We start from the raw sequence: 25,809 nt of genomic DNA on the forward strand, positions 1-25,809 counted from the left end.
CACCTGTCTGGTTGTTTGTTTTGTCTCATGCCGTCGTCGTGGGATGAGTGATAGGCGGACATGGCGCGTGCTTCCGTGACGCCGCGCACACAGCAGGCGAAATCCTCCTTCGTTGGAATGAGAGAGGACGGGGGAGCGGCGGCGCGGTCGGCGCTCGTGGCCTGCCGGATCGACCTGAGATGGGTACACGCAGGCGAATTGCAGGCGCCGGTCGGGAAACTCTGGGTTCCCGGAACCTGTTGATTCCACCAGATTTTTTCGCCGCCGCCGGAAACCCTTTGGCCGTTTCGGACCTGTTACGGGCAAAGGATGCTGCAATGCCCCGATATTATTTCGACCTGCGCGACGACACCGGTGTAGCGCTCGACGAGGAAGGGTTGGAGCTGGCCAGCGCGCGCGCCGTTCAGGCGGAGGCCGCCAAGTCGGTCGCGGACATGGCGCGCGATGCCATCCTCTCCGCGCCGCCCGCGGGCGGCAGGCAGACCATGGCGATCGACGTTCGCGATGCCAGGGGTCCCGTGATGCAGGTCAAGTTCTCGTTCGCGTTCGAGACCTTCAGGCCGCCCTCGACATCACGCGATCATTGACGCGTGAGAAAGTCCGGCGGGAATGACTCGGGCTCGAGCACGGCGATCTTGCGGCCGAGCTGCCAGACCTCGACCTTGCCGTGCCGCGTGAACTGCTGCGCGAAGGTGAGGGCGTTCGCATCGGAGGCGGCCTCGAACGCTTCGGCGGAGCGGAACACGCCGTTGTCGCCGACCAGATAGGCGCGATATTGTAGGGTCATGACGGTGCCCTCAGCCCTGGCGATTGCAGCCAGGCGTCGATGTGCATGGCGGTCTCGTCCTGCCGCGCCCTGCGCAGCAGCATCTCGCGGCGGCGCCCCGGCGCGAGCATGCGCGCCTCTTCGCGCAGCCGCGCGGCCTCCTCGGCGAGCCGTTCGGTGAGTGTCGTGGTCTGCTTGAAACGTCGGCGCTTCTGCATGGCATGTCCATCGTGCGAGCAGGCGGGAGCGCAACCCCGGCGTCATTGCCGATCGATGCCGAGTGAGGCGCGGTGATGGGTCAAGCGTAGGCCGCCGGTTTCGCGCCGTCTGTGTCATTTGCTAGTTTGTTTGGAAGAATCTTTCGGGCCGATGGCGGCCGGTTTGAGCGGGTGGAGCGGCTTACTCATTTTGCGGTGCGGGAGATTGGCGACTTGCACTTGGATGCGAACTACTTGGACGCGTCTTCGCATCGGCTCGAGCAGCAGCGCCGCCACGGCCGATGGGTGCGCATCTTCGAAGTGGATTTTTCAAGATGAAGCTGAAGCCCCGAGAAGCTGGCGCCAGCTAAGAAGCAATAGAAAAGCCCGAGAAATCATCTCGGGCTTTCCTTATGAGGCCTCGGCCATCGGCTTTTTAGCGGCTTGGGTCAGAAGGCCCGAGCGTGTGAAGCCGTGTGCCTCAGCGTATTTATCGATCTGGTCTAACACATTGCGGGGAGGGTGACGTTTACGCGAATTGCAGAGCTGAGAGAGGCGGTCCGATCCGATGATCGTCGCCGAAATCTCCCGTTTTCCGACGCTTTGAGCTATCGCCGCAACTCAAGTTAAACCAAGCCTGTCAGCGAGAAATTCACTCACGTTCTCTACCTGGGGGCGAATGATAAGGAGGTGTAGGTGGGCTGGAAGCTTTTTGCACTCTTAAACCTATTGTTCATGTGTTGGCTTATCACCAGCCCGGCGGCCACCCCTCATAGCTTGCAGGAGATGGTGGTTCAGGTGCTGGTGACCATCGGTCTTGTGCTGATGGCTTTCAAGATCAACGTACTTCCTCGCAGGTTCTGGCGCGGATTCGCTTGCGCCTATGTCGCGTATTCTTTTGGGGTGCTGGCGGCAAACGTTTGTGTGATCCTCTATCAGCATGATCAGGTCGACGGCGAAGCTGTGCTCGGATACGCCCTCTGGAATTTCGCTGTCGGCTGCGGACTTTGGCAAAATGGCTCAAGCCCCGATCAGCAAGGGAATGCACAGCTCGTCGGCTGAGATTTAGCGCAAGATGCAGCCAACGCGCTGCCGTCTTGCCAACCGATGTCCGTTCCTGGCCTTAGCCGACATGCTCATCAGCTTGTTATGACATCCGATAACCGTCCCTAACGGACACCAGAGCCATGATGCATAGTCGGTGCAGGTCATACTAAACTGTCGGGGCAGCTCAATCCTGGGGACTCATACCGTGCAGATTACGCTACCCGAAACGGACCTCAAATTAGCCCAGAGCCTCCTAACCATTGAACTCAAGGATGGGAGCGGGCAGCACGTGGGCCAATACTTCTTCGGAAAGGGACACGGCCGAACCGTTTTCTTGTTCGGCAAGTACAAGGGCGCCTTCAAAACGCATGCTGAGTGTCAGGCCTTCGTCGACGGCGTTCTTGCAGTGCTTTTCCCCTGAGGGAGTGGCTAGCAGCGACTGCCCTGAAGGGCGCTGCGGATCGCCGCGACGCGTCGCTGGATGGTTTGCCCGCAGTCAGCGAGCTGCGCTAGGTAACGGGCGACGATCGGAAGAGCTGGCAGCGGACCCTCGGAAACTTGTCCATACCAGCCGATGAAGTCAGCCCAATCAGTGGCGTAGCCCTTGCGGGAGTTGGAAGACTTTTCCGCCTCGAGATAGGCCTCGCACCGCGGCCTTCGGGTCGACGAAAGCGCCGGGGGACCCTACGCTGCATCTTCGGTTGAGGATCTCACCGGAACCGCCCTCGCAAAGAAATAGTCGTGAGCTTGCCGATCAACAAAGGACTCGATCTGACGCCTGCGCAGTGGACTGCAGCTGGTGCCGGGCTTTTTGTGTCAGCGGCCGTGGCTCGATTACTTGTCTTCGAAGGCGACATCCCGCGAAACTGGGCGATAATCCTAGTCATCATTGGATTTGGTGTGCGGCCCGCTTTGATCGGCTGGCTCAGGAAACGCACGATCTCCTAGGCTCGATGAGGCGGAGCCAGGCCACCGCCGCCCGCTGTATTCCGTCAAGGCCGTTATTGGACATCATCGCCAGATCCAAGATGGCGGCAAGTGACACCCATTGCGGACATTTTTAAGAGCCGAGTAACGGATCGTTAGACCTTCAATTGACCACTTCGAGAACCGACACAACTCTCGTGAGAAACCTGACCTTAAACGTTAGTTGCTTGCTCATCTATCTCTAAGGCCCGAATCCATTTGGGTTTCCGCGCGTCTAACTTTCGATAATTGAGGGCGACAATTGAGGTCATCATCCGGCTTGCACTTCATCGGGCTTGACCATATTCGGGCCTACTCGTCGCTTATCGCCTACTATGACACCAGCTTCAGGCTGGGAGGCGCCGGCCTTTCATGGGCGTTATCGAAGATCGGCGAATATAGCTATTCCATCTACCTGCTGCATACGTTCTTCGTGTTTCAAGTAGCGGAATTCGTTCAACGCCACATGATGGACATCTCGAACTTCTACGTTGCGCTGGCGTGGTCATTCGCCTGTTTCACCCTGATGATTCCGATCGGGGTCATCAGTTTCACCTACGTGGACGCGCCTTTTCTTCGGCTTCGTCGGGTCTATACGAAGCCAAATGCACAAGCGTCGCTCAGTACGCGCGCAGTGTCGCTACGTAGGGATCAGACGTGGTCGTGCTGATGTATGCGCCGAAACGTGCGACATTTGTTGAAATTCGTCCGTTACTACGCCGCAGGCGCCCCGAACCACCTCGTCAGCGCGTCCGCAAGTCCATCATCGCTTTGATCTCTCACCCAGGCCACGTGCCCGTCCGGCCGCACCAACACGGCGCTTGGTACTGCGACTTGTCCGACGGTCGGAAGCTCCCAGGCGCTGTCGTGTTCGACATCCACTGTTTTGACGCGATCAACCCATGGTGCGGTATCGAAGCTGCTCTTCTCGCCGAAATTGAGCAGCAAGCCCCGCGCGTCGTGCAGCAGCGTGAATAGTCGCAGCGGACGCCCTTCGACCGTCAGATCGAGATCGGGCATGCGGCGCCCGAGCAGTGCGTGTCCTTTGCCGAGATCATAGTGCACGTCGAGCCCGCTCATCATCGCGCCAAAACGCTTACGCGGTTCGTCCATGCCGAGCAGTTCGGAGACGACCTCACGCGCGGCCTTGAGGCCGTCCTCGCCGCGGCGGAGCAGGGCGATTTGCGCCATGGTGTTGCGCAAGGTCCGCGCGCCGACAGGATGCCGCTCGGAATGGTAGGTGTCGAGCAGGCTGTCGGGCGACAGGCCCTTGACCACTTGTGCGAGCTTCCAGCCGAGATTGACGGCGTCCTGCACGCCAATGTTGAGGCCTTGTCCGCCGACGGAGTGATGGATATGCGCGGCATCGCCGGCGAGCAGCACGCGACGCTTGCGATAGGACACCGCCTGCCGCGCCGCATCGGTGAAGCGGGAGATCCAGGACGGGTTGTGGAGCCCGAAGTCGGTGCCGTACACGGCGACGAGGGCTTCGCTGAGATCGCGCAAGCTGGGTTCGCCCGTCCGATCGAGTGTCGCTTCCGTCACGACCACCAGCACGCGTCCGCTCTCGGTCTTGCTGAGGCCGTGAAAGCCGAGCGCGTCATGGCGCAGGCCCCATGCGGGCTCGTCGCGCATCTCGACTTCGGCCATGAGGTTGCTCAGCGTCGGATCGGAGCCTGCGAAGTCGATGCCGGCGGCCTTGCGCACCAGGCTGCGGCCGCCGTCACAGCCGACCAGATAATTCGCGCGCAAGGTTTCGCCGCCGGACAGCGTCATGTCGATGCCGGTCTCGTCCTGCGCAAAACTCGTCACCTCGCGGTTTCGATAGATCGGCACCGCGAGCTCGCTGACCCAGTCGGCCAGGATGCGCTCGATGTGGCTCTGCCGCAGGGCCAGCCCGTAAGCGTGCCGGGTGGGGAGGTCGCTGATGTCGAGCCTGGTCCAGGCGAAGCCCGCGAGCTGGGTGATCTGTCCTTCGCGCAGGAAACGATCCGCGACGCCGCGCTGGTCGAGGATCTCGATGCTGCGCGCGTGCAAGCCGCCGGCGCGCGTGCCGACCAGTTCCTGATCGGCGCGCCGTTCGACCACGGCGACGTCGACATGCGCGAGCGCGAGCTCCGCGGCTAGCATCAACCCGGTCGGGCCACCGCCGGCGATCACCACGGCATGGTCTTTCACTTGGTCTTGCGTGTGGCGGGCGCCGGCCCCTTTGGCGTGGCCGCGCGTCCGGGACGTCGGAAGCAGTACAGGCATGTGATGCCCCCTCGCGTTTGATGGTGTTCGGGTCGAGGGTTCTACGGCAGGGTCGGGGGCTTGAAGCAAGCCCGTTGCACACCACATATCTGAGTGGGGAGAGGGAATCCTTTGTCCTCGTTCGCCGCGTTGACACGTCGGGCAAAACACCGGCATGATGCGATCATCGAAAAGAGTTTGGTTTGACCCGCGCGGAGGCGATCCGCTGCGGGTTTTGTTTTGGGTTTTCTGGGCTTGCGCCCTTCAGCACATGCCGGTGGTCCGCTGCATGGTGCTGGCGAGTTCCTCGAACGAAAACGGCTTTCTGATCATGGGAAGGCCGTCGCGCCGGGGTTCACGCCCGGACAATTGCAGGATCTTCAGTTCCGGGCGGTTTCGCCTGGCCCGCTCGGCCAGTTCGTGACCGTCCATGCCGGGCATGTTGATGTCAGTGATGAGGATTGAGATCTCCTGGTTCTGCTTGAGCCGGTCGAGCGCATCGGGGGCGCTCCGGGCGCTGATGACTTCGCAGCCGAGATCTTCCAGCATGTCCACGATGACGTCGAGCACGCTGGGATCGTCGTCAACAACCAGTACGGTATGGCTCATCGCACAACGTTCCTTCTGAAGGAATAAACGCGCCCGCCGTGGCGTAAGTTCCAGCACGGCCTGGTCGAACGAGCGATGTTTCACACCTCGTGCAAGGCGCCGCAGAACGGCAAGATCAAGATGCGCCCCCGCCTGCGGAGTGGCCTAGTCGTCCTTCGACAAATCGCCGGGTTTGGTGGGAAGGTCGATGGGGCCGCCCTCGCCATGCACGAGATCGCAGTCCTTGTCCTCCGTGTCGCCGGCGTTTTCAACGACGGCTTCTTGAGTGTCGCGCTCCTTGTCGATGCGCGGCTTTCGTCCTGCAAGATTTGGCGACGTGTTTTGTGAGGTCGTCTTGAGTGTCATCTGCCGGCCCTCCTGATCGGCTAACGCTGCTTAAGCGAATTCGTTCTTTTGACACGTCTGCGAAAACACTGGCAGAATGGCATCATCGAAACGAGCTTAGTTCACCCGCGCGGAAAGCTTTCGCCGCGGTTTTTTTCGTCTCGATCGAGATCGGACGGCGGCGGCGCGCTGCGGCCACGCACTCGTCAAACCTGGTGCGCCGCCGGCCGTACTATTGCTGGCCGCGCACGCGCGAATGTGCCGGCCCGCGGCGCTGGGCCAGTGCTCGCGCCGCTGCGGCCTTCGGAGCCAATCTGGTTGTCTCCTACTTCGCCATGCGCAGCTTCGAGAACATTGAAAGGATCATCAAGCGGTGAAGATGGCAGATGACGAAATCAGGGCGATCGTTGCCGAGACGCTGGCCGAGCAACACAGGCTTCAGCAGGCGAACATCGATGCCATCGTATTGCGGACGGTGGCATTGGTGCTGGCGTCTTTCGGAATCGAAGATGACGACCGAAAGGAGCTAAGGGCCGATTTTCAGCACTTGCGCCGATGGCGAACGAGCGTCGAGCAGGCGCAGAGCTACACGCTCAAGGCCGTGATTACGGTGATCGCCACCGGTCTGATGGGTGTGATTGGGCTAAGCGTCAAGGTCGTGCTCGGCAAGTGAGCCTCAGCCGCGACGACATTGCTGCATTCCACTCACGTCGTCCTTCGCCAACGGACCGTCTCATGTACAGAATTCGCATCGTGGATGCATCCGATGACGACATCGCCGATACATTGGCCGACCTTCACCGGTTGACGTTCTTCGATGCGGCTCTCTTGTCACAATTCGAGTTAGGGGGCGTGGTGGCTTGCCTATCACGGCGATGAGCCAGTAGCCTTCGCCGGTGTCGTGCCGTCAACGCACATTCGAGATGGCGGTAATTTCTCCAGGGTCGGGGTGTTGCACCGGCACCGGGGACGTGACCTCCAGTTCAGGCTGATGCGGGTGATCGAGGCAACGGCGCGGCGTATTGGCTGGGACAGCATCGTCTCGGATACGACGGACAATCCGGTGGAATTTCATCCGGGCGGCTATCGACTCTTTGAACCCCATGTGCCCTGAGCCTGGGTCCATACGCTTTACTGGCGAAAGCGGCTTCGCTAAGCGAATGGAGTCAGGTTTCCCGTGGTGCGGAACGCAATTCCCGCAACGGAAAATGGTTCGCGCGAGATGAAGCGCAACACGGAACGTCCAAGGGCCCGGCAGCTTGACAGCTGCCGGGCCCTTTTTGCGTATTGAAGCGATGCGGGCGAAGGACTTGCGAAGTCAGCGGTGCCGGGCTTTAAGTTTGCTCCTGCGGAAAATTCGGCAACGATAAGCCGATGTAAGGGAGCGCCGTCGATGCCCACCAAGCCTCAATTGCCGGAACGTTCGTCGCGGGCGACGGGGGCGCCTACCGCGCTCGACGGTCTGCTGGTCGTCGATTTCACGCGTGTGGTTGCCGGCCCGGCCTGTACGCAGACGCTTGCTGATTTCGGCGCGCAGGTCATCAAGATCGAGAATCCAGACGGAGGCGATGACACGCGTGCGTATGAACACGCCGAGATCGGTGGAGAGAGTGCTGCCTATCTGAGCCTCAATCGCAACAAGCGTGGCATCACACTCGACCTTACCGTGCCGGAGGCTCGTGAGATCGCGCTGGATCTGATTCGCAAGGCCGACGTGGTCGTCGAGAACTTCTCCAGTGGGGTCATGAAGAAATTTGGCCTCGACCATGAAACGGTTGCGCCGCTCAATCCGCGGTTGGTCTATTGCTCGATCTCCGCCTACGGGCGCACCGGACCGTTTGCCTCGCGTCCCGGCTTTGATCCGATCACGCAGGCGGAAAGCGGCTTCATGTCGCTCAACGGATTTGCCGATGGCCCGGCGGTTCGCACCGGCCCGCCGATCGTGGACATGGCGACGGGGATGTCTGCCTGCAACGCCATCCTGATGGCGCTGTTGGCGCGGGATCGGCTCGGTCGCGGCCAGCATGTCGAGGTCGCCCTGTTCGACGTCGCGATGGGCATGACCGGCTTCTATGGTATGGCCTATCTGATCAACGGCGAAAATCCCGGCCGGTTTGGTAATTCGCCGAGTGGCTCTCCTACCGTCGGCGTGTACGAGGCCTCCGATGGGCCGCTTTACATGGCCTGCGCGAACGACCGGCTCTATCGCCGGCTGGTTGTCGAGGTGCTGAACCGGCCGGATCTGATCACCGATCCGCAGTTTGCCTCGCGCAAGGCGCGTTCCGAGCACAAGGAGCTCTTGCGAGCAGCCATCGCGGAGGTCTTTGCAAGCGACACCCTCGAGAACTGGATGACCAAGATGAAGCTGGCCAATATCCCGGTCGGCTATCTGCGGACGGTCGAGGAGGGGTTCAATGCACCGGAGGCGCGAGAGCGCCATCGCTTGAACCGGATTCCACATCGTACGGCAGAGTGGGTCCCGAACATCGAGCCGCCGATTGCCATGAGCTTGACAGGCCCGATTGATCCTGTGGCTGCTCCATTGCTGGGCGAACACACGGAGCAGGTCTTGCGTGATACGCTCGGTTACGACGAGCGTCGGATCTTGGAGTTCAACCAAAAGGGGGCTTTTGGATCGGGCAAGCCATCGGAGCAGGTTTGAACCCAAGCGGTCGTTCCCCTGGGGACGTGCAAATCGCGCCCTAGCGCTGCATCCGCTTGATTTGGCGATGCTCCAGCCGCATAAATGCATGAAAGCGAGGGATACGAATGGCGCCTGGTCAAGAGCCAAGCGTGGGCCGGCCCGCGGGGGCGCAATCCGATGAACCTGCCCATGCGGCAATGGTCGCGAAGGCCGGCGCGCTCGTCCCACGGCTGCGAGAGCGGGCGGTGCGGACGGAGGAGTTGCGGCATTTGCCGCCCGAAACGGAGAGGGATCTGCACGACGCGGGCCTGTTCCGGATGCTTCAGCCCAAGCGCATTGGCGGCGCAGAACTCGATTATGTTGCCTTGATCGATTGCGCGGACCTGCTCGGACAAGCGGACGCCTCGGTGGCCTGGAATCTGGCCAATCTGGCGAGCCATCATTGGATGCTCGGCATGTTCCAGCCGGCGGCGCAGGAGCTGGTCTGGGGCCGTGACCCGGACGCGCTGATCGCGTCTTCGTTCATTTTTCCCGCCGGACGTGCCACGAGAGTCGAGGGCGGATACCGGCTCCATGGCAGCTGGCCGTTCTCCTCGGGCGTTGCCTCCTGCGCATGGAACATGCTTGCAAGCGTGGTCTACTCCGACGATGAGGCAGACGGCATCGAGTATCGGATATTTCTGCTGCCGAAAGCCGACTACAAGGTCCTCGACACTTGGAATGTCGCGGGGCTGCGCGGGACAGGGTCTTGCGACGTGGAGGTCAGGGACGCTTTCGTGCCCGCGGACATGACGGTTGCAGTCGGCGATCTTGACGGCGGTCCGACGCCGGGAAGCAAGCTCAATCCCAACCCGCTGTATGCGCTCCCGGTGTTCTCGCTGTTTCCCTACGTCCTCTCCGGTGTCGCGCTGGGGAACGCGCAGGCGTGTCTCGACGATTATGCGGAGGTCGTCCGTCATCGCATTTCCACCTACAACCACGCGAGGCTGAGCGACTTTCAAAGCACCCAGATCAAAATCGCCGAGGCCTCGGCGAAGATCGACGCCGCACGCCTGATCATGCGATCGGCCTGTCTGAATGCCATGGAGGATGCAAGGCGGGGTCATATCCCCGATATGGCGACCAAGACCAGATATCGGCGCGACGGCGCTTTTTCAGTAAACTTCTGCACGGATGCGGTGTCGATGCTCTTTGCCGCGAGCGGAGCACGGGGCCTGTTCACGACGGGCGCGTTGCAGCGGCAGTTCCGCGATGCGCACGCGATCAATTCGCATCTCGCGTTCAATTTCGATGCGGCCGGGACCAACTATGGACGTGTGGCACTGGGCCTGCCGTCCGAGAATCTCACGCTGTGAGGCCGGCCGATGAATGATCTGCCGAAGCAGCCGGCCGTTCCCGATCCGGCCAACGAACTCGCGAGCGACAGCTCGCCGATCGATCCCCGTGATTTCCGCAGTGCGCTCGGCACCTACGCCACGGGGGTGACGATCATCACAGCCGCGGCTCCCGACGGCAAGCCCTATGGCCTGACGTGCAATTCGTTCGCCTCGGTCTCGCTGAATCCGCCGTTGGTTCTTTGGAGCCTGGTCGTCTATTCCTCTAGTCTGACCATCTTCCAGAACGCCAGTCATTTCACGGTCAACGTGCTTGGCGTTTCGCAACAGGCGCTTGCGAGCAAATTCGCCAAGTCGTCTGATGACAAGTTCACCGGTGTCGACTGGACGCCGGGCCTCGGCAACGCGCCGGTGCTCGCCGAGAGCGTCGCCAATTTTCAATGCCGCTCGGTCAATCGTTATTACGGCGGCGACCACGTGATCTTTCTCGGTGCAGTCGAGGCCTATACTTACAATACGAAGGAGCCGCTGCTCTTCGCGCGCGGCGCGTTCGGCCGATTTCTTGCCGACGGCTAGCGCAAGCAGTCAGTGCAAGCGTGCTTCAGTTCGCGCTCGATGGTTTAGCGCTCCCCGCCGAAAGCTTGTAGATTTCGAGCGCATCCGCATTCGCGCCTCGCGCGGCCTTGGCGAGCCTGAAAAGTTGTCCGGCAAGCGAGGCCATGGGCACCGGCGTCGACGTCGTCTGCGCGACATCGGCGACGGTATCGAGGTCTTTGAGCATTGTAGCGATATGACCAAGCGGCGGTGAGTGAATGCCCTGGACCATCCGCGGCACGAACAGCTGCAACGGAATGGAGTCAGCAAAGCCGCCGGCGAGTGCTTCGGGCAACCGGTTGGCGTCGATTCCGGCGTTCACTGCAAGGCGTGTTGCCTCCGCAAGAACGGCCATTGCGCATCCGACGATCACCTGGTTGCATAGCTTTGTGGTCTGGCCGGCGCCGGTCGGGCCCATGTGGGTGAACCTGCGTGCCATGGCGAGCACGTAGGGGCGGACCCGCTCGATATCGCCGGCTTTTCCGCCGGCCATGATGGCAAGCGTGCCTTCCTCGGCGCCCTTGGTACCACCGGACACCGGCGCATCGATCCAACCCGCGCCGTTCGCAGCTAACAATCGCATTGCAAGGTCCCGTGCGGCATCGGGATGGATGGACGAGAAGTCGACCACGAGCTTACCCGCGCCGGGCGCTGTTGAGATGCTCGCGGGCCCGAAGATCACCTCTTCCACGGCGGCCGCATCCGTCACGCACATGAAAACGATGTCCGAGCTCTCCATCAAGTCGCGGGGGGTGGCTGCACGCCTGGCACCGGCCTCCACGAGCGCGGCCATCTTTCCTTCCGAACGGTTCCAGACAGCGACCTGATGGCCGGCGTTGAGCAGGCGTCGGCTCATCGGTGTCCCCATCAGTCCAAGGCCTAGATAGCCGAGCCGCTCGGCGCCTTGCGGGGTTTGTCTTGCTCGCTTCAGCCATAGGTTGCCTCCATCTGTCGGTCCGCGGCGCTGCATTACCATATATCGCGCAACTCACGACGAAACCGCCCCGGCCGGCATGGCTTGCTTGATTGTTTGAACCATGAAACATTTGCTGCGGTCGGGTTGGATGGCGCCGGTCGGCGCCTGGGCAGCGGAGTGGGCACGATGCGAACCGTTTCGAAGTGGATCCTGGCTTTGGGGGCGGCAGCGGCCGTGAGCGCGAGCGCAGGCCCGTCATGTGCGCAGCAGACAATTCGTGTCGGCTGGACGATTCCGGCCGAAGAATCCAAGTACTGGATGATGCGCCGCCCGGCTGAGTTTCCCAATATCGGCAAGGCCTACAACATCGAATGGACCCAGTTTCAGGGCACCGCTCCGATGACGCAGGCATTGGCGGCCGGCGCGCTGGATTGCGCGACGCAGGCGCCGCTGTCGCTCGCCAACGGCGTAGTTGGCGGCAACCTCAAGGCCTACATCGTGGCGCAGCACGTCTTCGAGAAGGCCGGCGGTTTCTCGGTCTACTGGGCTGTCATGGACGACTCCCCGATCAAGACGATCGCCGATCTCAAGGGCAAGACGGTCGGAATCTCCGTGATCGGCGGCGGCACCCAAGGCCCGTTCAATCTGTTGCTGAAGCAGAACGGCATTGATCCGGCCAAGGACATCAAGCTGGTCGAGGTCGGCTTTGCCGTCTCCGAAGATGCGTTGCGGCAGGGCCGCGTCGATGCGGTCAACATGAACCAGCCGTTTGCCGCGCGCGCGGAGGCAAAGGGCGGCACGCGCAAACTGTTCTCGCTGTCGCAGGCGATGCCGAACATCGTGCACATCCTGGAAGCCTGCCGTGCCGATTTCGTCGACAAGAACCCGGAACTGGTCAAGGCTTACGTGCGTGACATTACCTCTGGCATGAAGAAAGCGCTGGCGAACCGCGAAGAGACGTTGAAGGTCGTCAACGAAGTCCTGAAGGCACCTATTCCGGTTCTCGAGACCTATCTGCTCAAGGACAATGATTTCGGCCGCGATCCGGGCGCTGCACCGAATTTCCCCGCGATCCAGAAGATGCTGGACATCTACGCGGAGACAGGGATGCTGCCAAAATTGGATGTCGCGCAATTCAAGCATTCGACGATTGTCGCTCCGCTGCAATAGGCGATCGGGCGAATGAACCGAGCGAGAAGGTCGCGGCGTCCAGGATGATCCGGGACGTTGCATGAAGATGATGCACGTATGAAGAAGCTCCGATCTCGGATCACGACGGATGGCCTCGACCGGGCTCCGCACCGCGCGTTCATGCGCGCCATGGGGCTCGACGACGCTGCGATTGCCAAGCCGATGGTCGGCGTCGTCAGCATGAAGGGCGAACAGACGCCCTGCAACATGACGCACGACTTTCAGGTCGCAGCGGCCAAGACCGGAATCGAGGAGGCCGGCGGCACGCCGCGCGAGTTTTCGACCGTGTCGGTTTCCGACGGTATCAGCATGAATCACGAAGGGATGAAGTTCTCCCTTTTTTCGCGGGAGCTGATTGCCGACTCGATCGAAGCCGTCGTCCATGGTCTCGCCTACGATGCGCTGATCGGATACGGCGGATGCGACAAGACGCTTCCCGGCGTGATGATGGGCATGGTCCGCTGTAACGTGCCGGCTATTTTCATCTATGGCGGCAGCGCGCTGCCGGGCCGCGTGGACGGGCGGACCCTGACCGTGCTCGACTCCTATGAGGCTGTCGGCAGCTTCATGACCGGAGAGATCGACGGCGCCACGCTCGAGCGGATTGAGCGGGCCTGCCTGCCGACCATCGGCGCGTGCGCCGGCCAATTCACTGCTAACACCATGGGGATGGTCTCGGAGGCGATGGGCCTCACCATTCCTAACGTGTCGATGGTGCCGGGTGTCTATGCCGAACGCGCGCAGATATCCAGGCGGGCCGGGCGCCTCGTCATGGAAATGCTGGAGCGCGGCGGGCCTTTGCCGCGCGACATCGTGACGCGGAAATCCCTGGAAAACGGTGCGGCAATCGTAGCCGCCACGGGCGGTTCGACCAATGCTGCGCTGCATCTGCCAGCGATCGCGAACGAGGCCGGCATCGCATTCACGATCGATGATGTCGGCGAGGTTTTTGCCAGGACCCCGCTGATCGGAAACCTGCGGCCTGGAGGCAAATATACAGCGAAGGACGTCTACGATATCGGCGGTGCCGCCGTGGTGATCCGGGAGCTGATCCAGAGCGGGCATATTGATGGCAGCTGTTTGTCTGTCACGGGCCGTACGCTTGCCGAAGAATACGGCGCCGCCAATGCACCTGACGGAGAGGTCGTTTACGCGGCTCGCGCGCCGATCATGCCAGATGGCGGCGTCGCGGTGCTGAAGGGAAACCTCTGTCCCGACGGCGCGGTCATCAAGGTCGCGGGCCTGAAGAGCCAGTTCTTTGAAGGCGTGGCGCGCGTTTTCGAAGACGAGGAGGCCTGCGTCGCTGCGGTTCGTGATCGCACCTATCAGGTGGGCGAGGTTCTCGTGATCCGAAACGAGGGGCCGGTAGGCGGCCCCGGCATGCGCGAGATGCTCGGGGTCACCGCGCTGATCTATGGACAGGGCATGGGCGAGAAGGTGGCCCTGATCACGGATGGACGGTTCTCCGGCGCCACGCGCGGAATGTGCATCGGCTATGTGTCTCCCGAGGCCTTCGTCGGCGGTCCCCTGGCGCTGGTACGCGATGGTGACAGGATCCGGATCGATGCAGCGAACCGGCAGATGGATATGCTGGTCGACGAGGAAGAACTCACTGCTCGCCGACACGATTGGAAGCCGCGTCCGCCTCGTCATCGTGCCGGCGCCCTCGCCAAATATGCGCGATTGGTTGGCCAGGCACCGGGCGGGGCCGTGACGCATGAGGGGCCTGCGGAATGGCCCTGGTTCGGATGACGCGGCGCACTTGCCCGAAAACAGCCAATGGTCTGGCAAGTTTCTTGCTAAGCTCGCGTCGCTGACGAAGGATGTTTAGCAAGCCTGTTGCGCAGGGTTCGCGCGAATGAAGTGAGACGGGATGAAGGTAGTGCCTTCGAGATCGAGCGAATGGGTGAGACCGGTGACGCCGCAAAAACCGGCTTCTGCAATCATCGAGATCGAGAACGTCTCGCAGGTATTTCAGACCTCGGCGCGCAAGGACCATGTGGCGCTATCGGACATCTCGCTGGCAATCGAGGAGGGAGCCTTCGTCTCCATCCTTGGTCCGTCCGGCTGCGGCAAGTCGACATTGCTTTACGTCGTCGGCGGCTTCGTCAGCCCGACCAGCGGCTCAGCGAAGATCAGGGGACGGACGATCACGGGACCAGGGCCGGATCGCGGCCCGGTATTTCAGGAATTCGCGTTGTTTCCGTGGAAGACCGTGCTGGGCAATGTGATGTATGGCCCTCGCCAGCAGGGCGTGCGCACCACCGAGGCGGAAGCACAGAGCCGGGCCCTGATCGAAATGGTCGGGCTCAAGGGCTATGAGAACTTCTATCCCAAGGAGCTGTCCGGCGGCATGAAGCAGCGCGTAGCGCTGGCTCGAACGCTGGCTTACCATCCTGAGGTTCTGTTGATGGACGAGCCGTTCGGCGCGCTCGATGCTCACACGCGAACGCGGCTGCAGAACGATCTGTTGAATATCTGGGAGCGTGATCGCAAGACGGTGCTGTTCGTCACTCATTCGGTAGACGAAGCGGTTTTCCTGTCAGACAAGGTCGTGATGATGTCGAAGTCTCCCGGCCGCATCCGCGAGGTCATCGACATCGATCTGCCGCGGCCGCGCCGCCGCAGCGAGCTGCTGCTCGATCCACGCTACCAGAAATACGTTGTCGATATCGAGCGCATGTTCGACGAGGTCGACGAGACGGGATCGCGGTCGTGACGTCGCTGGCGGCCTTGGGCAAGCGTGCCGCTCCGGTGTTTGCCTGTATCGGGCTTCTGGCGGCATGGCAGGTTGCGTCACTCGCGCTGAAGAACGACAGCTTCCCGACGGCAGTCGAGGCGATCCGTGCAATCCCGGACATCCTCGGGAACAAGGAATCGCTGATCAACATCCTGGCCTCGCTCCGCCGCATGGCGATCGGGTTCGCGGTCGCGGTGCTGGTTTCGATTCCGCTCGGCCTGTTGATGGGCCGCAGCCGGGCCGTCGCGGCATCCTTCAATCCGCTCTTGATGGTGATCTACCCGGTGCCGAAGGCGGCCTTGATGCCGATCATCATGCTGTGGCTCGGCGTCGGCGACATCACGAAGACGCTGGTGATCTTTCTCGGCGTCAGCCTGCCCGTGATCTATCACAGCTTCGAGGGCGCCAAGGCGGTGGAAGAGAAGATGCTGTGGTCGGGCGCCGCGATGGGGCTTTCGCCTGCGCAACGGCTGGTCCGGATCGTACTGCCGGCGGCGCTTCCAGAAATTCTAACCGGTTGCCGCACCGGACTCGTGCTGGCGCTGATCACGATGATCACTAGCGAGATGATCGCCCGTCAGTCCGGCGCCGGCAACATCTTGTTCAACGCCCTCGACATGGGCCAATACGACACCGTCTTTGCGATGATCATCATCGTCGGCGCGATGGGAATTTGCCTCGATGCGATCTTCGAGCGGGTCCGCGCAAGACTGGTGCGCTGGTCGGAACCGCAGTTCGACATGCCGCTGAGCTTCTCATGATGCCGCAGCTTCGCTCCACCAGCATTATCCTTGGGCTTGCGCCGATCGTGCTGGTGATCGCGCTGTGGCAAGGCCTTGTATCATTTGGCTTCGCGCCTGCGGTCTTGCTGCCGCCGCCGGGATACGTCTTCAGCAGGTTGCTTCAGCAACTCCTGACCTGGACGTTTCAGCAGGAGATCGCGGCGACTCTGATCCGGCTGTTTGCCGGTTTTGCGATTGCGGTCGTGCTCGGCGTCAGCATCGGCATCGCCGCGGCCGCCAATCCGGCTATCAACGCCGTGGTTCGGCCGATCGTTCGCGTGCTTGCACCCTTGCCCAAGGTCGCGCTCTATCCAGCATTGCTGCTGCTGCTCGGCTTCGGTCACGGATCGAAGATTACGCTGGTGGCGGCGGATGCACTCTTTCCCATTCTGTTGTCTACCTATTACGGCGCGTCAACGGTGGAGCAGAAGCTGATCTGGTCGGCCATGGCGGCGGGAACGCCGCGCTATGAGATCCTGTTCAAGGTGGTGCTGCCGGCCGCGATGCCGTCGATCCTGACCGGTTGCCGGATCGGCCTTGTCATTTCCTGCATCGTGGTGTTTCTGGCGGAGATGATCACGTCGAGCGACGGGCTCGGACATGTGCTCGTCACGGCGGCCCGGACCTTTCAGGCCGTCGACATGTTCGTGCCGCTGATCACGATCTCGCTGCTGGGCCTGATCCTCAATGGTCTACTGGGGGCAGTGCGCGCGTATCTGCTGCGGGGTTTCCCCGAAGCATGAACTGACGAAGAAGAAACAGAAAGACGGGAGTAGACCATGCTGGCTGATCGCATCGAGGCAAAATGGATCGACGCATTTTGCGAAATTTTTGAGCGATGCGCCGTCAAGGCCGGCGATACCGCGGCGATTCTCTCGGAAACCCAGTCACGTGCGTTGAACGTTCATCTGGCGGAGCTCGCGCTGCTGCGGATGGGCGCGCGACCGTTTCACGTGGTCATGCCGACCCCGCGTAACCGGAATATCGTTCCGGTTCGCTCGACAGGGGCGAGCGAGGCGATCCAGCGGCTCGGCCCGGTCATCACCGCGCTTCAACAAGCCGGCTTTGTGGTGGATTGCACCATAGAGGGCCTGATGCATGCGGTGGAGACACCCGAGATCCTCAAAGCCGGCGCGCGCATCCTGGTGATCTCCAACGAGCATCCTGAGGCGCTGGAGCGGATGGTGCCGGATTCCGCGCTCGAGAAGCGCGTTCGCGCGGCGGCAAAGATGCTGCGCGGGACCAAGCGGATGCGGGTGACGTCAAAAGCCGGCACGGCGCTCGACGTCGATATGGTCGGCGCGTCCACGGTCGGCGTGTGGGGCTGGACGGACAAGCCCGGTACGCTGGCGCATTGGCCCGGGGGCATCGTCGTCAGCTTCCCCAAGAGCGGAACGATCAACGGCACGCTGGTGATGGCGCCCGGCGACATCAACCTGACCTTCAAGCGTTACCTGACTTCGCCGGTGAAGATGACACTGAAGGACGATTATGTCGTCGAGCTGGAGGGCGAGGGCACGGATGCCGCAATGATGCGTGCCTATCTTGCCGCCTGGGGCGATCGGGAAGCCTATGCGGTATCGCATGTCGGTTTCGGCATGAATCCGGGCGCGCGCTACGAGGCGCTGTCGATGTATGACCAGCGCGACACCAACGGCACGGAAATTCGTGCCGTCTCCGGCAACTTCCTGTTCTCGACCGGTGCCAACGAATTCGCCGGCCGTTACACGGCGGGCCATTTCGATCTGCCGATGATGGGGACGACGATCGAGCTCGACGGCATTGCGGTGGTGCGCGAAGGCGTGCTGCAGGACGTCTTCGGCTAACCGCGATCGAGCACTGGTGGCCGCGCCAGGTCAAAGTGCCGAAGCAGGTCGACCATGGCCTGAAGCCGTTTTGCCCGATAGGCCTCGATGTCCATACCTGAATAGTCGAGAAAGCCTGCGCCCGTTCGCAGGCCGATCCGGCCCTCGTGCATGTTCCGCGAAATGACCTCCGGTGCACGATAGCGGTCGCTGCCGAGTGCGCCTTCGAGATAGCGGCTGGCGTAGTACAAAATGTCGCCGCCACCCCAGTCGATGAATTCGAGCAGCCCAAGCACGGCATAGCGGAAGCCGAAGCCGTAGCGGATCGCCTTATCGATGTCTTCTGCGCTAGCGACGCCTTCCTCGACCATGCGCGCGGCCTCGTTCATCGCCAACGCCTGGATGCGCGGAACGATGAAGCCGGGCGTCGCCGCGCAGACCACCGGGACCTTGCCGATGCCTTCGAGTAGCGCCTTGACCTCCGCGATGATGCCTGGATCGGTGGCCTTGCCGGGCGAAACCTCCACCAGCGGGATCAGATAGGCCGGATTGAGCCAGTGCACATTGAGGAAACGGCGAGGGTTCACGATCGCGCCCGAGAGATCGTCGACGAGAATGGTCGATGTCGTCGATGCGATGATCGTATCGGGTCCGACTTGTTTCGAGGCCGCCCCCAGCACGTCCCTCTTGAGCTCGACGATCTCGGGGACCCCCTCGAAGACTATTCCCGCGTCGGACAGTGCCGCATCGCTCTGGCTGGCCGGCACCATCGAGACCCGCGCAATCAGCGGGTCGACATCCGCCTCGGTCAGTAGCCCCAGCTTCGCCAGGCTGGCAAAGGTCTTCCTGACTTCGCCGAGCGCATCTGCCTCCAGCCTCGCGAAATCCTCCACTGAACGGGCCTTGATGTCGATCATCGTGACCATATGCCCCGCGTAGGCGAACGCGACGGCGATGCCGCGGCCCATTCGGCCGGCCCCGAGACAGGCGATTGTGGCTCGGCTGGTCATCGGTCAAAATCCCTTGCGAAGAAGCGTCTGCAAAGCGGCCTTGTCGAGATTGCCGAGGCCCAGCGTCTCGAGGGTTCGGCCGCCTTGCGTAAAATCCTCACCGCAGATTGCGCCACCGATGGCCAGAAATCCTTTGGCCAGCGGCGTAGCAACGCCCGCCAGCCCGGCGACAGAGACCAGCAGCGATAGCCCAAGCCGCAAATCTTCACTCATGTAGCGGTGCTCGGTCAGCACGATCCGCTCGCGCCAGTCGCCGGAATCGGTCAGCCGGTCGTGCGAGCCGCGGCCGTACATCCACACCTCGCCTTCCTTGGCATAGTGATGGGCGAGCGGAAAATGCGGTGCGCCATATCCGAGCGCCTCACGCACGGCAATCCGTTCGGCGTCGAGCGCGTCGGTGACACGGCGAATCGCGGCTTGCGTTCCTTCCTTGTGGATGTCCCACTTTTCGAAATGCTCGATCGGACCTGCATTCATCACGATCAGCGGCGGATGGATAATCGGGCCTGCATTCATCAGCGCACCCGAAAGAGCATCTCCGCACGGCTCGACCGCGCCGGGGAAAGCCTGTCCGATCACCTCAAGTGCGCGCGGCGCCTGATCGAGCGGGAAAACGCCGACGGGCAGTCGCTTGGCGCGGATCGTGATCGCGACCTCGAACGGCCCGTGCTTGCGGGTCAGCCAGGGCAAGGTCCCGGTTTCGGCAAAGCACGCCTTGGCGCGGTTGCCGGCATCCCGCGCAGCCTGGGTGAAGATCATCGAGCCGAACGTAGCCGGCGGCAGAAACACGACCTGTCCATCCCGCAGATGTGGAGCGAGCAGGCGCGCAATATCAGGCTGTGCGAAGGCCGGGGCGGGGCACAGGATCAGCTCTGCGCCGTTGACGGCCTCGGCGATGCCGGTCGTCACCAGCGCCAATTTCACGTCGTGACGGCCGTTATGATCCTTCACCAGGATGCGCGACCCGGCGGTGCGATGGGCTGCGACCTGATCCGCGTCGCGGCGCCAGAGCCGGACCTCATGTCCCGACAGCGCAAAATCGCCCGCGGCCGCGAAAGAGCCGTTTCCCCCACCCAGAACCGCAATCTTCAAGATGCTTCTCCTTGCGTGCGCGATTGCGCATCAAGCTGCTTCAGCAGGAAATGCTGGACCTTGCCCAGCGCTGTGCGCGGCAGGTCGGTGACGAAAACGATGTCGCGCGGAACCTTGTAGCGGGCGAGTTGGGCCTGGAGATGCGCTTTCAACGCGTCTGCTTCCAGCCGACCGCCGGATCGCGGGATGACGTAGGCGACGGGCACCTCGTCCCAGCGCGGATCGGGCCGGCCGATCACGGCGCATTCGCTGACATCGGGATGTTCGAGCAGGACGCGTTCGACCTCCGCCGGATAGATGTTCTCGCCGCCGGAAATGATCATGTTCTTCTTGCGGTCGCGCACCCAGAAATAGCCGTCCGCGTCGCACAGGCCGATATCGCCGGTACGATACCAGCCGTCGTGCAGCGCATCGCGCGTGGCGTCCGCATTGCCCCAATATTCGAAGAACACGTTGGGGCCGCGCACCGCGATCTCCCCCGGTGCGCCCGCCGGCACCTCGTTGCCGGCGTGATCGATCACTTTCGCTTCGCAGCACAGTCCGGCAAGTCCGGTCGATCCCGCGCGCGAAAGGTCGCCACCAAGCCGGGTGTAGACTGCGATGGGACAAGTTTCCGTCGAGCCGTAGACCTGAAGCACGGGTACGCCGCGCGCTACGAAGCGGTCGATCAGATGCGGCGGCACGATGGTCGATCCGGTCGCGACGGCTTTGAGTGACGAGAGGTCGGTCGTGGCCCAGGCGGGATGCTCGCTCACCGCCTGGATGATCGCCGGCACCATCACGGTCAAGGTCGGCCGTTCCCGTTCGATGGCTGCAAGCGCGGTGTCCGGCGTGAAGCGTGCGTGAACCGTGACCGTCGCGCCCAGCTGGAGCGCCGCGGTGGTCTGGATGTTGAGGCCACCGACGTGGAAGAACGGTAGCAGCGTCAGCACATGGTCATCGGACGTCATGTTGTGCATGTGCTGGCTCATGACGCCGTTCCAGAACAGCGCCTCCTGGCGCAACACCGCGCCTTTGGGCCGTCCGGTCGTTCCCGATGTGTAGACAATGAGGAGCGGGCAGGAGAGATCGGTGTGCGGGTTGCGGCCGGTGCCCCGGCTCCGAGCCAACAGGTTTTCGAACGTCGTGCCGCGGGGCGGCTCGAAATCGAGCCCGACGATTGCGGTTCCCTCAAGCTCGGCAAGTACCCCCTCAAATGCTTGCTCGAGCACCAGAACCTTGGCGCCGGCATCGTTGAGGATGAAAAGCTGCTCGGCGACAGCGAGCCGCCAGTTCAGGGGCACCAGCATCGCGCCGAGCCGCGCGCAGGCATAGAGCAGAACCAGATAGTCCGGCCGGTTCAGGCTGAGGATCGCAACGCGGTCGCCCCTGACGACGCCGAGCTCCTGCTTCAACGTCGCCGCCGTCCGCTCGATGCGCGCAGCGAATGCCGCGTAGCTCAACTGTTCGCCCTCGAAGGCGATAGCTGTCTTGTCTGGCGCGAACGCCGCGTTGCGATCGATCAGACTGCAGAGGTCCACCGTCAGTCGTCCGTTTCGCCGGCCTCGTACAGCGCTTCGCGCCCGATCCGGTCGAGGCAGAGCTCGGCTGTCCAGGGCAGCATCAGCGAGCCGCAGCGGCTGTCGCGATAGATCCGCTCCAGCGGCAACGAGCGCAGCATGGCCTGTCCGCCGCAGGTGCGGATCGCGAGCGCGGCGAGCTCATTGGCGCCCTCCATCACCGAATATTGCGCGGCATAGGCGCGCAGCACCTGCTCCTTGCTCGGGTTGGCGCGCGCTTCGGTGACTGCCTGGAACCAGATCGCCTTGATCTGCTCGAGCTTGATCTGCATCTGCGCGACCGCAATCTGCTTGGTCGGATACATCCTGCGCTTGACCGGCGGCATGCCCGGTACTTCGCCGCGCAGATACCGCACCGTGAAGTCATAGGCGGCTTGCGCAAGGCCCATATAGGTCGGCGACAGCGTCAGGAACATGTGCGGCCAGCGCATCGCGGCCTGGAAATAGACGCCGCGCGGCATCAGCGCCGAATCTGCCGGCACGAACACGTCCTTGAACAGCAGCGTGCGCGAGACTGTTCCGCGCATGCCGAGCGGATCCCAGTCGCCGACGACCGAGACGCCCTCCGATTTTGAGGGGATGGCGAGGTAAAGCGTATTGCGGCGCGAAGCCTTCTCGCCTTCCTCGATCTCCGTGCAGAGAACGCCGTAATAGTCGGCATGGCCGGAGAGTGATGCAAAGATCTTCTTGCCGTTGACGATCCAGCCACCCTCGACCGGCCTTGCTTCCGTGCCGAAAGCGACGCCGCCTGCCGCTGCCGCACCGCCCTCCGAGAAGGGCTGCGAATAGATCGCGCCATCCTCGACGATGCGCTTGTAGTGGACTGCACGCCGCTGCTCGTGCTCGGCGCGGGTTTCAGCATCCATGTCGAGATCGTCCGCGAGCGGACCGGACCACAGCGTCGAGCAGACATGCATGTTCCAGGTGAGCGCAGTCGCGCCGCAATAGCGGCCGATTTCGGCTGCCGCCAGTGCGTAGGTCTGGTAGTTCGCGCCGAGCCCGCCATGCTTCTTGGGGACGGCAATACCGAGCAGGCCGACGCGATGCAGATCGCGATAGTTCTCCGACGGGAAGATCGCCTCGCGATCGTAAGTCGCGGCGCGGCCGGCGAACACGCTCTGGCCGATCTCGCGCGCCCGCGCGATGATACCGGCCTGCTCGTCACTCAGTCGGAATGCAACGGGATCGAAGATCGGCGCATCCAGCGCAACCTTGTCGGTCGCGCCGATGGTCTTGCTGACTTGCATGGTCATTGCGGAGTCATCCTACGTTTTGGTCGCAACGGAATTCAGGAACCGGCCGAGGGCCGCGTCGAAGGCGTCGGGACGCTCGAGGTTGGCGAGATGGCCGACAGCGTCGAGTTCGACATATTCCGCGGAGGGAATGTAGGTCGCCGTCTTCGCCATCATCGGTGCTGGCGCGTTGTTGTCCTTGGAGCCGGACAGCAGCAGCGTCGGGATGGAAATATTCTTGAGGGTGCTGCGTTGGTCGAAGCCGATCAACGCCAGCATCATGGCGCGATAGCTCGCCTCGGGCACACTTGCCATGCACTCGCGTGCAAGCTCCATTCCCCTGGGATCAGGATCGTCGCCCACGAGTTCCTTCACCAGAGAGGGCGCCAGCGACTTCATCGTTTCGCCGCGATCGAGCGGCCCGAGCCGTGCGGCGATAAACGATTTCTGCCAATCGCCGTCGGCCTTGCCGAACGCCGGGCTGGTCTGCGCCAGCACGATCGCGCGCGCCAGTTTTGGGGAGTGCACCAGCCATTTCTGGACGATCATGCCGCCGATGGAATGGCCGACCAGAATCGGCCTGCTCGCACCAAGCTGCTCGATGAATCGCTGAAGCGCATCCGCCAGGGCAGCGATGCTGACGCTGGCGAGCGGCGCCGATCCGCCATAGCCGGGCATGTCCCATGCAATCGCGTGGAAGCGGTCGCCGAATGTCGCAAGCTGCTGCCGCCAGGCCCGTGCCGCACCGCCGATGCCATGCAGGAAAATCAGAGGTGTCCCGCCCGGATCGCCCGCTGCTTCATAGGCGAAGCGGCCGTCCTTTGTTATCATTGGCGCAGGCTGCGACACGCGACATCCTTTTGCTTGGCCCTTTAATGCTAACAGGCCTGTGAGGGATGGGAAGAGATAATTTTATACTTAAAGCAATTTTCGGGCCGTCTTCTCCGTTGCGGCCGTTCACGGGGTGGAGTCGAGCTTTGTTTGCAAAAGTTTGAAGGTTAAAATATATCGAGAGAGCGATCAGCAGAATGCAAGGAAGCCAGCGCATGTCCGGATTACCGCATTCGCCGCACGCGCTGGTGACAGGTGGCGGTCGCGGCATCGGTCGCGCCATCGCAGCAGCGCTCGTCGAGGCCGGTGCCACGGTGACCGTCCTTGGGCGGAACGCTGCGACGCTTGAAGAGGCTGTCAGCGCAGGCGCCGCGCATTTTGCGGCCGTCGCCGACGTCTCGGACGAAACCTCATTGAAAGCCGCCATCGCTCAAGCAAGTGCGCGGCAGCCGATCGATATCCTGATCGCCAACGCGGGAAGCGCCGAGTCTGCGCCGTTCTCCAAATCCGACAGTGCCCTGTTTGCGCGCATGATGGATGTCAATTTCATGGGCGTGGTCCATGCTGTCAGCGCTGTGCTGCCCGGGATGAAGGATCGTCCCTATGGCCGTATCGTCGCGATCGCGTCGACGGCGGGGCTCAAGGGATATGCCTATGTCAGCGCCTACACCGCGGCCAAGCACGCTGTGGTCGGTCTCGTCCGGTCCCTTGCACTCGAGATGGCTGGCAGCAACGTGACCGTCAACGCAGTGTGTCCCGGTTTCACCGACACCGATCTGGTCGCCGGCAGCATCGAGAACATCATGAAAAAGACGGGGCGTAGCCGCGAGCAGGCCATTGCCGAGCTCGCAAAGCATAATCCACAGGGACGATTGATCTCTCCTCGAGAGGTCGCGGATACCGTGCTCTGGCTGTGCGGCGAGGGCGCCGGCGCAATCACCGGGCAGGCGATCGCTGTTGCCGGTGGTGAGATTTAGCGCGCCTGGCATAGGCGCGGTACAAGGAAGCCAAGGAGATCGCATGAGCAGACCAGCCAATCCGGTGACCTTACCGCTTGCGGACTATTCGCCGCAGCACTTCCTGCTGGCCGTCGTCGATGGTGTTGCAACCGTGACGCTCAATCGTCCGGAACGGAAGAATCCGCTGACCTTCGAGAGCTATCGCGAACTCACCGATTTCTTTCGCGCCTGCGCGTTCGACGATGCGGTCAAGTCCATCGTCGTGACCGGCGCTGGTGCCAATTTCTCGTCCGGCGGCGATGTGTTCGAGATCATCGGTCCGCTCGTGAAGATGGACACCAAGGGGCTGACGGCGTTTACGCGGATGACCGGCGACCTCGTCAAGGCGATGCGGGCCTGCCCGCAGCCGATCGTTGCCGCGGTTGAAGGCATCTGCGCCGGGGCGGGCGCGATCATTGCCATGGCGTCGGACATGCGGCTTGCGGCGAGCGGGGCCAAGGTCGCATTCCTCTTCAACAAGGTGGGCCTTGCCGGTTGTGACATGGGCGCCTGCGCGATCCTGCCGCGGATCATCGGACAGTCCCGCGCTTCCGAGTTGCTCTACACTGGCCGGTTCATGACCGCGGAGGAGGGCGAGCGCTGGGGCTTCTTCAGCCGCCTCGTCACCCCGGAGCAGGTGTTGCCCCAGGCGCAGCTACTGGCCAAGCAGATTGCTGAGGGACCGACCTTCGCCAACACCATGACCAAACGGATGCTGGCCATGGAATGGGCGATGTCGGTGGAGGAGGCGATCGAGGCGGAAGCCGTTGCTCAGGCGCTGTGCATGACAACGGCCGATTTCGAACGGGCCTTCGAGGCCTTTGCCAACAAGGTCAAGCCGGTCTTCAGGGGCGATTAAACGGGGGCTTTGCCGGCAGCCTGCCGCAATGGGGACTTGCGCGAGATTATTTTAGGCTTAAAATAGTTTCGCCGGGTTGAA

Annotated in this window: 27 protein-coding genes and 1 pseudogene; 17 read left to right on the forward strand and 11 right to left on the reverse strand. The window is 62.4% G+C overall.

Annotated elements, in window-relative coordinates; genetic code table 11:
• Nucleotides 1-317 precede the first annotated feature (317 nt).
• On the forward strand, nt 318-587 hold the full coding sequence (locus ACVIN2_RS33780) for a DUF6894 family protein (RefSeq protein WP_456768914.1): 270 nt from the start codon (nt 318-320) through the stop codon (nt 585-587).
• Here the strand turns inward: ACVIN2_RS33780 and ACVIN2_RS33785 are convergent.
• Nucleotides 581-787: a hypothetical protein gene (locus tag ACVIN2_RS33785; RefSeq protein ID WP_456768915.1), complete on the reverse strand. Its 207-nt coding sequence runs from the start codon at nt 785-787 to the stop codon at nt 581-583. The two genes, ACVIN2_RS33780 and ACVIN2_RS33785, sit on opposite strands and share 7 nt — an antisense overlap.
• Nucleotides 784-984, reverse strand: a complete 201-nt coding sequence (locus ACVIN2_RS33790; protein WP_456768916.1) for a hypothetical protein — start codon at nt 982-984, stop codon at nt 784-786. Before ACVIN2_RS33790 ends, ACVIN2_RS33785 begins: the two co-directional genes overlap by 4 nt.
• Before the next feature lie 675 nt (nt 985-1,659).
• On the opposite strand from ACVIN2_RS33790, the gene ACVIN2_RS33795 reads away from it, so the two are divergent.
• From ACVIN2_RS33795 to ACVIN2_RS33805, 3 genes are all read left to right on the forward strand, one after another.
• The gene (locus ACVIN2_RS33795) at nt 1,660-2,025 is read left to right on the forward strand and encodes a hypothetical protein (RefSeq protein WP_456768917.1); all 366 of its coding nucleotides are present in this window, start codon (nt 1,660-1,662) and stop codon (nt 2,023-2,025) included.
• A 726-nt stretch (nt 2,026-2,751) separates the two neighbouring features.
• Nucleotides 2,752-2,958: a hypothetical protein gene (locus tag ACVIN2_RS33800; protein WP_456768918.1), complete on the forward strand. Its 207-nt coding sequence runs from the start codon at nt 2,752-2,754 to the stop codon at nt 2,956-2,958.
• 298 nt (nt 2,959-3,256) lie between these two features.
• On the forward strand, nt 3,257-3,646 hold the full coding sequence (locus ACVIN2_RS33805) for a hypothetical protein (protein WP_456768919.1): 390 nt from the start codon (nt 3,257-3,259) through the stop codon (nt 3,644-3,646).
• 44 nt (nt 3,647-3,690) lie between these two features.
• Here ACVIN2_RS33805 and ACVIN2_RS33810 read toward each other — a convergent pair whose 3' ends face one another.
• From ACVIN2_RS33810 to ACVIN2_RS33820, 3 genes are all read right to left on the reverse strand, one after another.
• Nucleotides 3,691-5,229, reverse strand: coding sequence for an FAD-dependent monooxygenase (locus ACVIN2_RS33810; protein ID WP_456768920.1), 1,539 nt, complete (start codon nt 5,227-5,229; stop codon nt 3,691-3,693).
• Between the two features lie 243 nt (nt 5,230-5,472).
• Complete coding sequence (locus tag ACVIN2_RS33815) at nt 5,473-5,901, reverse strand: response regulator (RefSeq protein ID WP_456768921.1); 429 nt, start codon at nt 5,899-5,901, stop codon at nt 5,473-5,475.
• Nucleotides 5,902-5,961: 60 nt separating this feature from the next.
• On the reverse strand, nt 5,962-6,162 hold the full coding sequence (locus ACVIN2_RS33820) for a hypothetical protein (RefSeq protein WP_456768922.1): 201 nt from the start codon (nt 6,160-6,162) through the stop codon (nt 5,962-5,964).
• Between the two features lie 352 nt (nt 6,163-6,514).
• Between ACVIN2_RS33820 and ACVIN2_RS33825 the strand changes: the two genes are divergently transcribed.
• From ACVIN2_RS33825 to ACVIN2_RS33845, 5 genes and pseudogenes are all read left to right on the forward strand, one after another.
• Nucleotides 6,515-6,814 carry a hypothetical protein gene (locus ACVIN2_RS33825; protein ID WP_456768923.1) on the forward strand — a complete coding sequence of 100 codons (300 nt, stop codon included), beginning with the start codon at nt 6,515-6,517 and terminating at the stop codon, nt 6,812-6,814.
• A 62-nt stretch (nt 6,815-6,876) separates the two neighbouring features.
• Nucleotides 6,877-7,255 (forward strand): annotated as a pseudogene (locus ACVIN2_RS33830) (GNAT family N-acetyltransferase).
• A gap of 279 nt (nt 7,256-7,534) precedes the next feature.
• Nucleotides 7,535-8,803, forward strand: a complete 1,269-nt coding sequence (locus tag ACVIN2_RS33835) for a CaiB/BaiF CoA transferase family protein (RefSeq protein WP_456768924.1) — start codon at nt 7,535-7,537, stop codon at nt 8,801-8,803.
• Nucleotides 8,804-8,910: 107 nt separating this feature from the next.
• On the forward strand, nt 8,911-10,140 hold the full coding sequence (locus tag ACVIN2_RS33840; protein ID WP_456768925.1) for an acyl-CoA dehydrogenase family protein: 1,230 nt from the start codon (nt 8,911-8,913) through the stop codon (nt 10,138-10,140).
• 9 nt (nt 10,141-10,149) lie between these two features.
• The gene (locus ACVIN2_RS33845; RefSeq protein ID WP_456768926.1) at nt 10,150-10,695 is read left to right on the forward strand and encodes a flavin reductase family protein; all 546 of its coding nucleotides are present in this window, start codon (nt 10,150-10,152) and stop codon (nt 10,693-10,695) included.
• Between the two features lie 25 nt (nt 10,696-10,720).
• Here ACVIN2_RS33845 and ACVIN2_RS33850 read toward each other — a convergent pair whose 3' ends face one another.
• Nucleotides 10,721-11,569, reverse strand: a complete 849-nt coding sequence (locus ACVIN2_RS33850) for an NAD(P)-dependent oxidoreductase (RefSeq protein WP_456768927.1) — start codon at nt 11,567-11,569, stop codon at nt 10,721-10,723.
• 246 nt (nt 11,570-11,815) lie between these two features.
• Here ACVIN2_RS33850 and ACVIN2_RS33855 point away from each other — a divergent pair, with 246 nt between their 5' ends.
• From ACVIN2_RS33855 to ACVIN2_RS33880, 6 genes are all read left to right on the forward strand, one after another.
• On the forward strand, nt 11,816-12,799 hold the full coding sequence (locus ACVIN2_RS33855) for an ABC transporter substrate-binding protein (protein WP_456768928.1): 984 nt from the start codon (nt 11,816-11,818) through the stop codon (nt 12,797-12,799).
• A gap of 78 nt (nt 12,800-12,877) precedes the next feature.
• Nucleotides 12,878-14,572, forward strand: a complete 1,695-nt coding sequence (gene ilvD, locus ACVIN2_RS33860) for a dihydroxy-acid dehydratase (protein ID WP_456768929.1) — start codon at nt 12,878-12,880, stop codon at nt 14,570-14,572.
• 121 nt (nt 14,573-14,693) lie between these two features.
• Nucleotides 14,694-15,539: an ABC transporter ATP-binding protein gene (locus tag ACVIN2_RS33865; RefSeq protein WP_456768930.1), complete on the forward strand. Its 846-nt coding sequence runs from the start codon at nt 14,694-14,696 to the stop codon at nt 15,537-15,539.
• Nucleotides 15,536-16,321 (forward strand): ABC transporter permease, encoded by a 786-nt coding sequence (locus tag ACVIN2_RS33870; RefSeq protein ID WP_456768931.1) that lies wholly within the window; start codon nt 15,536-15,538, stop codon nt 16,319-16,321. Before ACVIN2_RS33865 ends, ACVIN2_RS33870 begins: the two co-directional genes overlap by 4 nt.
• A complete protein-coding gene (locus ACVIN2_RS33875) occupies nt 16,318-17,085 on the forward strand; it encodes an ABC transporter permease (RefSeq protein ID WP_027519277.1) in 768 nt (255 codons plus the stop codon). The genes ACVIN2_RS33870 and ACVIN2_RS33875 overlap by 4 nt, the downstream gene beginning before the upstream one ends.
• 36 nt (nt 17,086-17,121) lie before the next feature.
• On the forward strand, nt 17,122-18,168 hold the full coding sequence (locus ACVIN2_RS33880; RefSeq protein ID WP_456768932.1) for a peptidase M29: 1,047 nt from the start codon (nt 17,122-17,124) through the stop codon (nt 18,166-18,168).
• On the opposite strand, the gene ACVIN2_RS33885 is transcribed toward ACVIN2_RS33880, so the two are convergent.
• Genes ACVIN2_RS33885 through ACVIN2_RS33905 form a run of 5 tightly spaced genes read right to left on the reverse strand, consistent with a single transcriptional unit; the run spans nt 18,165 to nt 23,871 of the window.
• Complete coding sequence (locus tag ACVIN2_RS33885) at nt 18,165-19,157, reverse strand: 3-hydroxybutyryl-CoA dehydrogenase (protein WP_456768933.1); 993 nt, start codon at nt 19,155-19,157, stop codon at nt 18,165-18,167. The genes ACVIN2_RS33880 and ACVIN2_RS33885 overlap by 4 nt on opposite strands.
• Nucleotides 19,158-19,160: 3 nt before the next feature.
• Nucleotides 19,161-20,249, reverse strand: coding sequence for an NAD/NADP octopine/nopaline dehydrogenase family protein (locus ACVIN2_RS33890; protein WP_456768934.1), 1,089 nt, complete (start codon nt 20,247-20,249; stop codon nt 19,161-19,163).
• The gene (locus ACVIN2_RS33895; protein ID WP_456768935.1) at nt 20,246-21,769 is read right to left on the reverse strand and encodes a class I adenylate-forming enzyme family protein; all 1,524 of its coding nucleotides are present in this window, start codon (nt 21,767-21,769) and stop codon (nt 20,246-20,248) included. The genes ACVIN2_RS33890 and ACVIN2_RS33895 overlap by 4 nt, the downstream gene beginning before the upstream one ends.
• Before the next feature lie 2 nt (nt 21,770-21,771).
• Nucleotides 21,772-23,061 carry an acyl-CoA dehydrogenase family protein gene (locus tag ACVIN2_RS33900; RefSeq protein WP_456768936.1) on the reverse strand — a complete coding sequence of 430 codons (1,290 nt, stop codon included), beginning with the start codon at nt 23,059-23,061 and terminating at the stop codon, nt 21,772-21,774.
• Between the two features lie 12 nt (nt 23,062-23,073).
• Nucleotides 23,074-23,871 (reverse strand): alpha/beta fold hydrolase, encoded by a 798-nt coding sequence (locus ACVIN2_RS33905; protein WP_456768937.1) that lies wholly within the window; start codon nt 23,869-23,871, stop codon nt 23,074-23,076.
• A gap of 215 nt (nt 23,872-24,086) precedes the next feature.
• On the opposite strand from ACVIN2_RS33905, the gene ACVIN2_RS33910 reads away from it, so the two are divergent.
• Both ACVIN2_RS33910 and ACVIN2_RS33915 read left to right on the forward strand, forming a co-directional pair.
• Entirely contained in the window at nt 24,087-24,848 is a 762-nt protein-coding gene (locus tag ACVIN2_RS33910) for an SDR family NAD(P)-dependent oxidoreductase (RefSeq protein WP_456768938.1), read from the forward strand.
• Between the two features lie 43 nt (nt 24,849-24,891).
• On the forward strand, nt 24,892-25,728 hold the full coding sequence (locus ACVIN2_RS33915; RefSeq protein ID WP_247411750.1) for an enoyl-CoA hydratase family protein: 837 nt from the start codon (nt 24,892-24,894) through the stop codon (nt 25,726-25,728).
• The last annotated feature ends 81 nt before the right edge of the window (nt 25,729-25,809 follow it).

Source organism: Bradyrhizobium sp. USDA 3650, from assembly GCF_054057395.1.

Coding starts and splice junctions, on each gene's coding strand:
- ACVIN2_RS33905 (WP_456768937.1), bottom strand. CDS start 23,871: ATGATAACAAAGGACGGCCGCTTCGCCTATGAAGCAGCGGGCGATCCG.
- ACVIN2_RS33915 (WP_247411750.1), top strand. CDS start 24,892: ATGAGCAGACCAGCCAATCCGGTGACCTTACCGCTTGCGGACTATTCG.
- ACVIN2_RS33855 (WP_456768928.1), top strand. CDS start 11,816: ATGCGAACCGTTTCGAAGTGGATCCTGGCTTTGGGGGCGGCAGCGGCC.
- ilvD (WP_456768929.1), top strand. CDS start 12,878: ATGAAGAAGCTCCGATCTCGGATCACGACGGATGGCCTCGACCGGGCT.
- ACVIN2_RS33840 (WP_456768925.1), top strand. CDS start 8,911: ATGGCGCCTGGTCAAGAGCCAAGCGTGGGCCGGCCCGCGGGGGCGCAA.
- ACVIN2_RS33810 (WP_456768920.1), bottom strand. CDS start 5,229: ATGCCTGTACTGCTTCCGACGTCCCGGACGCGCGGCCACGCCAAAGGG.
- ACVIN2_RS33865 (WP_456768930.1), top strand. CDS start 14,694: ATGAAGGTAGTGCCTTCGAGATCGAGCGAATGGGTGAGACCGGTGACG.
- ACVIN2_RS33820 (WP_456768922.1), bottom strand. CDS start 6,162: ATGACACTCAAGACGACCTCACAAAACACGTCGCCAAATCTTGCAGGA.
- ACVIN2_RS33875 (WP_027519277.1), top strand. CDS start 16,318: ATGATGCCGCAGCTTCGCTCCACCAGCATTATCCTTGGGCTTGCGCCG.
- ACVIN2_RS33790 (WP_456768916.1), bottom strand. CDS start 984: ATGCAGAAGCGCCGACGTTTCAAGCAGACCACGACACTCACCGAACGG.
- ACVIN2_RS33910 (WP_456768938.1), top strand. CDS start 24,087: ATGTCCGGATTACCGCATTCGCCGCACGCGCTGGTGACAGGTGGCGGT.
- ACVIN2_RS33885 (WP_456768933.1), bottom strand. CDS start 19,157: ATGACCAGCCGAGCCACAATCGCCTGTCTCGGGGCCGGCCGAATGGGC.
- ACVIN2_RS33850 (WP_456768927.1), bottom strand. CDS start 11,569: ATGAGCCGACGCCTGCTCAACGCCGGCCATCAGGTCGCTGTCTGGAAC.
- ACVIN2_RS33835 (WP_456768924.1), top strand. CDS start 7,535: ATGCCCACCAAGCCTCAATTGCCGGAACGTTCGTCGCGGGCGACGGGG.
- ACVIN2_RS33785 (WP_456768915.1), bottom strand. CDS start 787: ATGACCCTACAATATCGCGCCTATCTGGTCGGCGACAACGGCGTGTTC.
- ACVIN2_RS33900 (WP_456768936.1), bottom strand. CDS start 23,061: ATGACCATGCAAGTCAGCAAGACCATCGGCGCGACCGACAAGGTTGCG.
- ACVIN2_RS33845 (WP_456768926.1), top strand. CDS start 10,150: ATGAATGATCTGCCGAAGCAGCCGGCCGTTCCCGATCCGGCCAACGAA.
- ACVIN2_RS33880 (WP_456768932.1), top strand. CDS start 17,122: ATGCTGGCTGATCGCATCGAGGCAAAATGGATCGACGCATTTTGCGAA.
- ACVIN2_RS33780 (WP_456768914.1), top strand. CDS start 318: ATGCCCCGATATTATTTCGACCTGCGCGACGACACCGGTGTAGCGCTC.